This is a genomic window from Sphingomonas sp. ABOLG (genome assembly GCF_003950435.1).
Classification (GTDB): domain Bacteria; phylum Pseudomonadota; class Alphaproteobacteria; order Sphingomonadales; family Sphingomonadaceae; genus Sphingomonas; species Sphingomonas panaciterrae.
On the sequence record NZ_QQWW01000002.1, the window covers coordinates 231,852 to 243,332 of the forward strand.

The 11,481-nt window shown below is 67.1% G+C and carries 10 protein-coding genes; 5 read left to right on the plus strand and 5 right to left on the minus strand.

Annotation, left to right across the window (positions count from 1 at the left end; genetic code table 11):
- Nucleotides 1–28: 28 nt before the first annotated feature.
- Nucleotides 29–334 (minus strand): DUF2934 domain-containing protein, encoded by a 306-nt coding sequence (locus tag CA236_RS03085; RefSeq protein ID WP_125944489.1) that lies wholly within the window; start codon nt 332–334, stop codon nt 29–31.
- A gap of 107 nt (nt 335–441) precedes the next feature.
- Nucleotides 442–873: a PilZ domain-containing protein gene (locus CA236_RS03090; RefSeq protein WP_125944490.1), complete on the minus strand. Its 432-nt coding sequence runs from the start codon at nt 871–873 to the stop codon at nt 442–444.
- A 118-nt stretch (nt 874–991) separates the two neighbouring features.
- Here CA236_RS03090 and CA236_RS03095 point away from each other — a divergent pair, with 118 nt between their 5' ends.
- Entirely contained in the window at nt 992–3,235 is a 2,244-nt protein-coding gene (locus CA236_RS03095; protein ID WP_125944491.1) for a TonB-dependent receptor, read from the plus strand.
- A gap of 76 nt (nt 3,236–3,311) precedes the next feature.
- Here CA236_RS03095 and CA236_RS03100 read toward each other — a convergent pair whose 3' ends face one another.
- Nucleotides 3,312–4,838, minus strand: coding sequence for a CpaF family protein (locus CA236_RS03100; RefSeq protein ID WP_046410196.1), 1,527 nt, complete (start codon nt 4,836–4,838; stop codon nt 3,312–3,314).
- A 78-nt stretch (nt 4,839–4,916) separates the two neighbouring features.
- A complete protein-coding gene (gene ada, locus CA236_RS03105) occupies nt 4,917–5,975 on the minus strand; it encodes a bifunctional DNA-binding transcriptional regulator/O6-methylguanine-DNA methyltransferase Ada (RefSeq protein ID WP_125944492.1) in 1,059 nt (352 codons plus the stop codon).
- Between the two features lie 80 nt (nt 5,976–6,055).
- Here ada and CA236_RS03110 point away from each other — a divergent pair, with 80 nt between their 5' ends.
- Entirely contained in the window at nt 6,056–6,835 is a 780-nt protein-coding gene (locus CA236_RS03110; protein WP_125944493.1) for an enoyl-CoA hydratase, read from the plus strand.
- A 60-nt stretch (nt 6,836–6,895) separates the two neighbouring features.
- Nucleotides 6,896–8,422: a hypothetical protein gene (locus CA236_RS03115; protein WP_125944494.1), complete on the plus strand. Its 1,527-nt coding sequence runs from the start codon at nt 6,896–6,898 to the stop codon at nt 8,420–8,422.
- Between the two features lie 68 nt (nt 8,423–8,490).
- Here the strand turns inward: CA236_RS03115 and CA236_RS03120 are convergent, their stop codons facing one another.
- The gene (locus CA236_RS03120) at nt 8,491–9,183 is read right to left on the minus strand and encodes a dienelactone hydrolase family protein (protein ID WP_125944495.1); all 693 of its coding nucleotides are present in this window, start codon (nt 9,181–9,183) and stop codon (nt 8,491–8,493) included.
- A gap of 137 nt (nt 9,184–9,320) precedes the next feature.
- On the opposite strand from CA236_RS03120, the gene CA236_RS03125 reads away from it, so the two are divergent.
- Both CA236_RS03125 and atpA read left to right on the plus strand, forming a co-directional pair.
- Nucleotides 9,321–9,890 carry a F0F1 ATP synthase subunit delta gene (locus tag CA236_RS03125; protein ID WP_125944496.1) on the plus strand — a complete coding sequence of 190 codons (570 nt, stop codon included), beginning with the start codon at nt 9,321–9,323 and terminating at the stop codon, nt 9,888–9,890.
- A 5-nt stretch (nt 9,891–9,895) separates the two neighbouring features.
- Nucleotides 9,896–11,425, plus strand: coding sequence for a F0F1 ATP synthase subunit alpha (gene atpA, locus CA236_RS03130; protein WP_046410204.1), 1,530 nt, complete (start codon nt 9,896–9,898; stop codon nt 11,423–11,425).
- Nucleotides 11,426–11,481: the final 56 nt, after the last annotated feature.

Consider the following 11,481-nt stretch of genomic DNA (forward strand, 5'->3'; position numbering starts at 1 on the left):
AAGTGGGGCGGGTGCGCCGCCCGAGGCTTCAGGTCACCGCCTTGATCAGGCCTTTGCCGCGGCGTGGTTTTCGCGCCGGGGCGGGTTCGGTGGAGGCGGGACTGGTAGATGCAGGCGCCGCCACCGCGCGATCCTCGACGCCGGTATCGGCAGGTTCGCCGAAGGGGAGGTCGGCCGCAGTGCCGGGGAGCAGCGCATCCTCCTCCGATGCGGCGGGCGCATGCTCCTGCTCGGCGCGCGACCAGTGATCGTGGGCGCGCCCCTCGGGCTCACCTTCCTCCTGCCAGATCCGGTAGGCGCGCTGCCGGATCAGCTCTTCGCGGTCGTCCGCCATGATCATTCTCCCCATCTGATCGCCCTCCAACGCGCCGCGCGGGGAAACGACGCGAGGTTGGGAACAAAATCTTGGTTTGGCAGGAAAAAGCCGCCGATGCGGGGCGATCAGCGGCCGTAGGGGTTCTTGAGCGCGGGGATCCAGCCAGCGGACGGCGCGCCTGAGGGGGCGGCGCTGGGGGACGCCGCGGGGCGAGGCGCGACGGCGGCGCGGGCGCGGGCGGCATCGGGATCGATCGGCTCGGCGAACTTGATCCCGGCCTGTCCGTCACGTGCCCAGACTACGGTGGCGGCGACCGCCTGCAGCGCGCCGACGCTGACGAGGATCGTCGCGCCCGCCTGCAACCCCGTCGCCTGATCGAGCCGGACGCCGCCGGTCGACAGGTCGCGGACGCGGTGGCGGGTGGGGGCGCCGCCGCCGAACCGCTCTACCGTGGCGCCGAGGAACACGCTGTTACGCGGCGCGCGCGCGATCATTCCGCGGCCGGGCGTGGCATCGGCGGCGCGCGCGTGATCCTCGGGCGGCTGCGGATCGGTCATGCGGCGGTAATTGGGAATTTTGCCCCGGTCGCGCAAGCGGATCGTCGATGGCGCAAATCACCCCTTGTGATGTTATCACGTCGCGGTTAGGGAGCGGGCGATCCAGGGAGGGACCACGTTGAAGATCTTTGCCGTTCTGCTGGCCGGTACCGCGTTTGCCGCCACCCCCGCACTTGCCCAGTCCACTGATCAGCCGGCCGATGCGCCGGCACCGACCGCCGGCACCGCAGGCGGCAGGAATGACAGTGCGCCGACCCGGACGGGCCATGTGGAAGCCGACAATGACATTGTCGTGAGCGCGCCGTTCGTCCGGGATCTCAACCTGTTGGCGGGCAAATCTGTTGTCGCTGGTGATGAACTTGTCCGCGATCTGCGGCCGCAGATCGGCGACACGCTGACGCGCCAGCCGGGCGTCTCCGCCACCTCGTTCAGCCCCGGCGCGTCGCGCCCCGTGCTGCGCGGTTTCCAGGGCGAGCGCGTGCGGGTGCTGACCGATGGGCTGGGGTCGCTCGACGTGTCCAACACCTCGACCGATCATGGCGTGACGATCGACCCGCTGACGGCGGAGCGGATCGAGGTGCTGCGCGGCCCGGCGGTGATGCTGTTCGGCAGCCAGGCGATCGGCGGTGCGGTGAACGTGATCGATCGGCGCATCCCGCGCGGCGTGCCCGAACATGGCTATCACGTCGATGCGATCGGCACCTATGGCTCGGCGGCGAACGAGCGGAGCGGCGGCGCAGGCGTCGACGTGGCGCTGTCGTCGCAGATCGTGGCGCATGTCGATGGCAGCTATCGCAAGTCCGACGACCTTCGCATCGGCGGCTATCAATTGTCGCCGACGCTTCGCCGCGAGCAGCTGTCCATCGCCGCCGAGGAAGCGGCCGAAGGGCATATGGAGGAGGCCGCCGAGGCGCGGGCGCTGGCCAATCGGCGCGGGCGGCTGCCCAACAGCGGGACCGAGACCTATACGCTGGGCGCTGGCCTGGCGCTGATCAACGAGGGGGGGAGCCTGGGCTTCTCCGTTGGCTATTACGACAGCAAATATGGCGTGCCGGAGCGGCCCGGGGCGTCGCACCTGCACGGCGGCGGCGATCACGGCGATCATGATCACGACCACGACCACGACCACGATCATGGCGAGGAAGGGCATGATCACGGCGACGTGACGATCGCGATGAAGCAGTTCCGCGCTGACATGCGCGGCGAGGTGATCGCGGGCGGCGACTTCCTCGATCGCATCCGCGTCCGCGCCGGCTTTGCTGATTATGAGCATACCGAATTCGAGGGCGCCCAGGTTGGCACCGTGTTCAACTCGCAGGCCTTCGAGGGGCGTGTCGAGCTGGTCCAGGCGGATCGCGGCGGCTGGCGCGGTGTGACCGGATTCCAGGGATTTACGCGTGACTTCTCAGCGGTGGGCGCAGAAGCGTTCGTTCCGCCCAACGTGACCGACCAATATGGCCTCTTCACGCTGCAGGAGATCAACCGCGGTAACTGGGAAGTCGAGTTCGCCGGCCGCTACGAACATGCGGCGGTGCGATCCAGCGCAGTGCGCGTCGGCCCGGAAGAAGACGCGCCGGTCGTTGGCGTCAGCCGCAACTTCAACGCCTTCTCCGGCGCGCTTGGCCTGTCCTATGCCGTCGCGCCGGAAGTGCGCATCGGGATCAACGGATCGCGCGCCGAGCGCGCGCCGTCGGCGGAGGAATTGTTTTCCCACGGGCCGCACGTCGCGACACAGGCGTATGAAATCGGCAACCCCAATTTCAAGACCGAGAAGAGCTGGGGACTGGAGCTGTATGGGCGCGGGCGGACCGGGCCGGTCCGCTTCCAGGTCAGCGGCTACGCCACCTGGTTCGACGATTACATCTATGAAAATGCGGTCGGCGGCGCGCGCGACGGCCTGCCGATCTTCCAGTATTTCCAGGCCGGGGCGCGCTATTACGGCGTCGAAGGCGAGCTGACCGCGGACCTGATCCGGACCAACGGGTTCGAACTGGATGCCAATATCGTCGCCGATTACGTCAATGCGACGCTGACCAACGATCGTGGCCCGGTGCCGCGTATCCCGCCGCTGCGCGTGCTGGGCGGGCTGAGCGCGCGGGCGGGCGATTTCGGTGGCCGGGTCGAGGTGGAGCATGTCACGGCGCAGAACCGCGTCGCGGCATTCGAAACGCCGACCGAGGACTTCACGCTGGTCAATGCGTCCTTGTCGTTCAAGCCGTTCGGGCGCGAGAGCGAGACGACCTTCATCGTGTCGGCGAACAACATCTTCGACGTGGACGCGCGGCGCCATGCGTCGTTCACCAAGGATTATGTGCCGCTCGCCGGGCGCGACATCCGGGTCGCGGCGCGGCTGAGCTTCTGAATGCGAAAGGGGCATCCGTCGGCCTGATCGGTCGGCGGATGCCCCTTCGTTGTCGTCAAAGATCAACGATGGCGGATCAGAGGCACGCCTCGAGAAACGCCTGATCGAAGCCGAACTGCTTGGCCTTGTCGATCGTATAGGGGCGAAGGCCCATGGCGCGATATTCGCCGATGATCTTCCCGTCGGCGCTCTCGTCCAGATATTCGAACTTGAAGAGCTCCTGCGTGACGATCACGGGGCCTTCCATGCCGATCACCTCGGTGACGTTGGTGACCCGGCGCGAGCCGTCGCGCAGGCGCTTCACCTGGATGATCATGTCGACCGAATCGGCGATCTGGCGGCTGATCGCCTCCTTCGGCACCTTGATGTCCGACATCATCACCATGTTCTCCATACGCGCCAGCGCCTCTCGCGGGCTGTTGGAGTGGAGCGTGCACATCGAGCCATCGTGGCCGGTGTTCATCGCCGAGAGCATGTCGAAACACTCGGCGCCGCGAATTTCGCCGAGAATGATACGGTCCGGGCGCATACGCAGCGCGTTCTTGACGAGATCGCGGATCGAGATCTCGCCCTGACCCTCAAGATTGGCGGGGCGGGTTTCGAGCGGCAGCCAGTGCGGCTGCTGGAGGCGGAGTTCGGCCGCGTCCTCGATCGTCAGCACGCGCTCGCCGGGGTCGATCATCTTCGACAGCGCGTTGAGCATCGTCGTCTTGCCCGAGCCGGTGCCGCCCGAGATGACGATGTTGAAGCGGCAGGCGCCGGCGATCTTCAGCGCGGTTGCCATCTTTGGCGACATCGAGCCGAACCCGGCCATCATGTCGAGCGTGATCGGCTTGGCAGAGAATTTACGGATCGAGATGGCGGTGCCGCGAAGCGAGAGCGGCGGGACGATCACGTTGACGCGGGAGCCGTCCTTGAGGCGCGCGTCGGCGAGCGGCGTCGTCTGGTCGACGCGGCGACCGACCGAGTTGCAGATGCGCTGCGCGATCTGGAACAGATGTTCCTCATCGCGGAACTGGATCTGCGCGAGCTGGAGCTTGCCCTTCTTTTCGATGAACGTCTGGTCGGGGCCGTTGACCATGATGTCCGAGATTTCGGGATCGGCCAGCAGCTCCTCGAGCGGGCCGAGGCCGAGCAGCTCGTCGACCAGCACCTTTTCCAGCGCGAACTGTTCGCGCCGGTTAAGGGTGAGCTTCAGTTCGGCGAGCACCTCGCCGATGATCGGGCGGAATTCCTCCGCCAGCTCATCCTTGCCGAGCGTGGCCGCGGCCTCCGGATCGACGCGTTCGAGAAGGCGCGGGAGCACCTGTTCCTTGATCTTGTGGATCGACGCCTCGAAGCCTTCCATGCGGCTGTTGCCGGCGTCGCCCGAGGTGGCCTGACGTTCGGCGAGGCGCTGCATCGCGTCCATCTGGAGCCCCGGCATGGTGCCGACGATGTCGGGCGCCGCAAGCTCGCCGGGGAGGGGCAAGGCGTCGAGCGCGGGGAATTGGTCACCGCCATCGGGGCGGGGCGCCGGGGCGCCACCCTGCATCGGGCGCGCCACGCCAAACCCGGGGCGCGCGGCCGTACCTACGTTGTTACGACGCCCAAAAGCGCTCATGCCATCCGTCCTGCTAACACCGGAGAATTGGTAAGCGGCAAGGCTTTATATTTGCCTAATTACGGGCGTCTGGCGGGATCAGTCGCGCGATGGGGCGCGGGCGGTGGCGGTGTCTTTTTCCCGGGCAAGCAGCGCCTGTTTGCGCTCGGGGCCAAAGGCGTAGCCGCCAGTTGCACCGTCGCTGCGGGTGACTCGGTGGCAGGGGATGAGGATGGGGACGTGGTTGGCGCCGCACGCGCTTCCCGCGGCCCGTACCGCTCCGGGCCGGCCGGCGAGCGCCGCGAGATCGGCATAGCTGCGCGTCTCGCCGGGCGGGATGGTGCGCAATGCCTGCCAGATCGCCTCCTGAAAGGCGGTGCCGCGCACGTCGAGCGGCAGGTTGTGGTCACGGGCGGGGGATTCGACAAGCGCGACGACCTCTTGGGCGAGGTGGGCGAGCGTCGTGTCTCCGGGGATGATCTGCGCCTTGGGGAACAGGCGGTCGAGGTCGTCCGGCCCGGTGTCAAAGGCGAGGCGGCAGATGCCGCGGTCGGTGGCGGCGACCAGCAGTGGGCCAAGGCTGGTCGCCGCGATGGTCCAGCGGATCGTGACGCCGGCGCCGCCGCGGCTCCAGGCGCTGGGGCTCATGCCGAGCCGTGGGGCGGCGTGGTCGTAGAAGCGGCTCGGCGCGGAATAGCCGCCCTCGTAGATGGCCGTCGTGACGGAGGCGCCGGCGGCGAGTGCCTCGGCGGCGCGGCTTGCCTTCAGCCCGCGCGCATAAGCGGCGGGCGTCACGCCGGTCGCGCGCTTGAACAGGCGGTTGAAATGGTGCGGGGCGTAGCCGACGGTGGCGGCGAGTTCTTCCAGTGGCGGCGGAACCTCAGCCGTGTCGAGCAGCGTCAGTGCGCGGGCGACGGCGAGGCGATCACGGGCGATCTCGTCCGGGCGGCAGCGCATGCAGGCGCGATAGCCGGCCGCGCGCGCCTGATCGGGGGCGGGGTAGAAGGACACATTCTCGCGCCGGGGGTGCCGGGCGGGGCAGCTTGGCCGGCAATAGATGCCGGTGGTGCGCACCGCGACCACGAACCGGCCGTCGGCGCCACGATCGCGGCTGGCGAAGGCGGCCCAAGCGGCGTCGGTGTCGATGGCATCGCTCATGACCCTGATGTACGACACCGCGCGGACGCAGGCATCCCATGGCTTGCGATCAAAACAGAACAATGAACGGGAGAGGGTGAATGGACGATCTGGTCTTGCTGGACGTGGCCGATGGCGTGGCGACGGTGACGCTGAACCGGCCGGGGGCGATGAACGCGCTGTCGACCGCGCTGCGGGCGCGCCTCTACGCGGTGATGAAGCAGGTCGACGCCGACAATGACGTGCGGGCGGTGGTGCTGACGGGGGCGGGCGAGCGCGCGTTTACCGCCGGGCTGGACCTGAAGGAGCTGGGATCGCAGGCCGGCGCACTCGGCTCCGCCAATGCGCGCGGCGCGGACGAGAACCCGGTCAAGGCGATCGAACTGTGCCGCAAGCCGGTGATCGGCGCGATCAACGGGGTGGCGATCACCGGCGGGTTCGAGGTGGCGCTGGCATGCGATATCCTGATCGCGAGCGAGAATGCGCGCTTTGCCGACACCCATGCGCGGGTCGGCGTGATGCCGGGCTGGGGGTTGAGCCAGAAACTGTCGCGGCTGATCGGCATTTCGCGGGCCAAGGAATTGTCGCTGAGCGGCAATTTCATCGACGCGGCGACCGCCGAGCGCTGGGGGCTGGTCAATCGCGTGGTGCCGGCGGGTGACCTGCTGGCGACGGCGCGCAAGCTGGCGGCGGACATTGCCTCTGCCGATGCAGGCTTCATCGCGGCGTACAAGAAGCTGATCGACGATGGCTTTGCGCGGCCGTTCGGCGAGGCAATGACGCTGGAGCATGAGCGCTCGTCGGCGGCGAACCGGGCGGTGACGCCGGAAGCGGTCGAGGCACGGCGCGCGGCGGTACAGGCCTGGGGGCGGTCGCAATAGCGCTTTTCTTCCCAAATATCCCCGCTAAGTTCATGGAACGGGGATGAAAACGGGGGATGGATGACCTGGGGGAAACTGGCCGCACTGTGCGGTGCGATCTTGGCGGCGACGCCTGCCGCAGCCGAATGGCTGGAGGCGTCGTCGCGGCACTTCGTGCTGTATTCGGACACTAGCGAGAAGATGATTCGGCGCCAGTCGGAGGCGCTGGAACGGCTCGACTGGGGGCTGCGCCGGTTCGCCAAGGTGCAGGACGAGCCCGAGATTGCGTCGCGCAAGGTCACCGTCTTTCTGATCGATGATTCGCAGGTGCGATCGCTGTGCGGATGCCAGAATGTCGGAGGCTTCTACCAAACGCGGGTGAGTGGATCGATCGCGTTCAGCGGCAAGGCGTCGTCGTTCGGTGACAATGGCATCGGGCAGATGGTGCTGTTCCACGAATATGCGCACCATTTCATGTTCGCGTCCTACGACCTTGCCTTTCCCGCCTGGTACACCGAAGGCTTCGCCGAGTTCGCGTCGACGATGCGGATCAAGGACGATTCGGCGCAGATCGGCGTCCCGGCGCAGCACCGCGCCCGTGGGCTGTTCCAGGGCCAGCGCTTTCGGGTGCCGGAGATGTTCGATTCGACGCTGCGATCGCGGCTGGGCAGCGCCGAGCGGCAGGACGCGTTCTATGGGCGTGGCTGGTTGCTCACCCATTACCTGACGTTCAAGCCCGAGCGGTACCGGCAGTTCCAGCAATATCTGAGGCTGCTGAATAGCGGCACGCCAAGCGTGGCGGCGGCCGAACAGTCATTCGGCGACCTTGGCGCATTGTCGATCGAGGTGGACCGGTACCTTGCCGGCTCGCGGATGCCGGCCATGACCATGATGTACGATGGGAATGTGTTGCCGGCGGCCCGTGTGCGGCGTTTGTCAGCGGGCGAAGCGGACATGATCGACCTGCGGATGCGATCGATACGTGGCGTCACCAAGACGGAGGCGGCGAAGCTGTACGCCAGGGCGGCGCCGATCGCCGCCAAATATGCCGATGACGCGCTGGTTCAGGGATGGCTGGCCGAAATGGCCTTTGATGCCGAGCAATATGACGCGGCGGTGGCGGCGGCGGACCAGGCGATCGCGCGGGATGCCCGATCCGTCCAAGCGCATATGTATCGCGGCGCGGCACTGCTGCGCCAGTTGAAGCAAGGCAATGTCAAGGATGCCGCGCAGTGGGACCGCGCCCGCCGCAGCATCATCGCGGCCAACCGCAGCGATCCGGACGATGCCGAGCCGCTCTGGTGGTTCTGGCTGAGTTTCCAGATGCAGGCGCGCGAGCCGACGCCGTCGGCGATCAAGGGGCTGTACCGCGCGCAGGAACTGACACCGCAGGATTGGGGGGTCAGGATGGCCGCGGCAGTGGGGCGGATCGAGGCAAAGGAGTGGGCCGAGGCCAAGCGGCTCTTGCGGCCGATCGCCTATCATCCCCACGCGCCCGAGGATAATCTGGCGTTGGCCATGCTGACCGCAATCGAAGCGGGGAAGACGGGGAGCGAGATCCGGGCGGTCGGCGAGGTGAAAACGGAAGCGACGACCGAGCAGCCGTGAGCGGCGCGCCCGGCCGCCGCAGACCTTCTGCCGGGGCGGCAGGGCGCGCGGCCCCTGATTGGCGCTGATCAGCCGGCGGTTTCGCGGAACAGGGTCAGCGTCCGGTCGCGCGCGAGTTCGGCCGAGGGCTCGTGATAATCCTTGCGCCGGTCGGAGTTGAAGCCGTGCCCGGCTTCATAGACATGAACTTCGGCGAGCGGGTGCGCGCAGGCGATTGTCGCCTCGACGCCCTCCATCGGGATGCCGCGATCATAGCGGCCGAAGTGCGCGATAACGGGAACGCGTGGGGCGGCTTCCGCGGCGAAGGCGGGAATCATGCTGCCATAATAGGCCGAGGCGGCGGCCACATCGTCGAGCTTCGTCGCGGCCGCCCAGGCGACGGAGCCACCGTAGCAATAGCCGACCACGAACACCGGCCCCTGGTCCTTGAGACGGTCGATGCAGCTTTGCGTGTCCTTCAGTGACAGGTCGAACGGGTGAAGCGTGCGCGCCAGCTCCACGGCGCGTTCGAAGCCGGGGCCGGTATAGTCCGCCTCGAACCCCGGATGCTCGCGGTCGAACAGCGCGGGGGCGAGCACTTCATATCCCTCGGCGGCATAATCATCGGCCATGTCGCGGATGTGATCGGTGACGCCAAAGATTTCCTGCACCAGCACGACCCCGCCGCGCCGCTCGCCCGCGGGAGCGACGTGATAGACCGCGATGTCGGCGCCGTCGCTCATCGTCATGCGCATCATCTTGCCCGTCGGGCCATCAAGCATCGCAATCCCTCCGTTTCCGATTGTTGCATCCACGCTACCCCTTTGCTACGCGGCGGCCAACCCAAGCGTCGGCGCCGTTAGCGCGTCGTGTTTTCGCATGGGGGTTTAACCTTAGTGCGAACGGGGATTCGACTCGCGTGGATGGTTCCAGCGGTAATCTAGGTGGCAGCATCCAGGCGAGCCTGGGCGGTCGGTATGCGACTGCGCTGTTTGACCTCGCCGAACAGGCGAAGACGATCGATACGGTGGAGGCGAGCCTGGCAAAGGTTCGGGCCGCACTGGATCAGTCGGACGATTTCAACGCGTTGACGACCTCGCCGGTCGTGGCGCGCGAAGCGGCAGGAAAGGCCGTGCTGGCGACCGCCGACGAGCTCGGCGTTGATCCCGTCACGCGCAACTTCCTGGGCGTGCTGGCGCAGAATCGCCGGCTGGCGCAGCTGCCCGCGATCATTCGCGCCTTTCGCATGCTTGCCGCGCACCATCGCGGCGAAGTCACCGCTGACGTCACCAGCGCGCACCCGCTGACGGACGATCAGGTCACCGAACTGAAGCAGCAGCTGCGCCAGCGCGTCGGCCGCGAGGTGTCGGTCGACCTGTCGGTCGATCCTGCGCTGCTTGGCGGACTTGTCGTCCGCGTCGGTTCCCAGATGATCGATTCGTCGATCCGTACCCGCTTGAATGCGCTCGCCAGCGCGATGAAGGGCTAAGAACAATGGATATTCGCGCCGCAGAAATCTCCAAGGTCATCAAGGACCAGATCGCCAACTTCGGCACCGAGGCCCAGGTCAGCGAGACTGGCCAGGTGCTCAGCGTCGGTGACGGCATCGCGCGCATCTATGGCCTCGACAACGTCCAGGCGGGCGAGATGGTCGAGTTCGCCAATGGCGTGCAGGGCATGGCCCTCAACCTCGAAGCCGACAACGTCGGCGTCGTGATCTTCGGCTCGGACGCCGAGATCAAGGAAGGCGACACCGTTCGTCGTACCGGCACCATCGTGGACGTGCCGGTCGGCAAGGGCCTGCTCGGCCGCGTGGTCGATGGCCTGGGCAACCCGATCGACGGCAAGGGCCCGATCGTGGCAGCCGAGCGCCGCCGGGTCGAGGTGAAGGCGCCGGGCATCATCCCGCGCAAGTCGGTGCATGAGCCGGTGCAGACCGGCCTGAAGGCGATCGACGCACTGGTGCCGGTTGGCCGTGGCCAGCGCGAGCTGATCATCGGCGACCGTCAGACCGGCAAGTCGGCGATCGCGATCGACACGTTCATCAACCAGCGCGAAGTGAACAAGGGCGACGACGAATCGAAGAAGCTGTACTGCGTCTATGTCGCAGTGGGCCAGAAGCGTTCGACCGTCGCGCAGCTCGTCCGCACGCTGGAAGAGAATGGCGCGATGGAATATTCCATCATCATCGCCGCGACCGCTTCGGACCCGGCGCCGCTGCAGTTCCTGGCGCCGTACACCGGCACCGCGATGGGCGAGTTCTTCCGCGACAACGGCATGCACGCCGTGATCGTGTTCGACGACCTTTCCAAGCAGGCAGTCGCTTATCGTCAGATGTCGCTGCTGCTGCGCCGTCCGCCGGGCCGTGAAGCCTATCCCGGCGACGTGTTCTATCTCCACTCGCGCCTGCTGGAGCGTGCGGCGAAGATGAACGACGCCAATGGCGGTGGCTCGCTGACCGCGCTGCCGATCATCGAGACGCAGGCGGGCGACGTGTCGGCCTACATCCCGACCAACGTGATCTCGATCACCGACGGCCAGATCTTCCTTGAGACCGACCTGTTTTTCGCGGGCATCCGTCCGGCGATCAACGTGGGTCTGTCGGTGAGCCGCGTCGGCTCGGCCGCGCAGACCAAGGCGATGAAGAAGGTGTCGGGCTCGATCAAGCTGGAGCTGGCGCAGTATCGCGAGATGGCGGCGTTCGCTCAGTTCGGTTCGGACCTCGATGCCTCGACGCAGAAGCTGCTGAACCGCGGTGCGCGCCTGACCGAGCTGCTGAAGCAGCCGCAGTTCTCGCCGCTGCCGTTCGAGGAGCAGACGGTGTCGATCTTTGCCGGTACCAACGGTTACCTCGACAATGTCGCGGTGCAGGACGTGGTCCGTTACGAGGCGGCGATGCTGGCCTTCATGCGCGACCAGCATGGCGCGACGCTGGCGAAGATCCGCGACACGCGCGACCTGGGCGACGAGGCCAAGGGCCAGGTCGTCGCGGCGCTCGACGCATTCGCCAAGACGTTCGCGTAACGGATAGGGCAACACATCGCGTCACCCCGGCGTCTGGCCGGGGTCCCGCTGCTGCC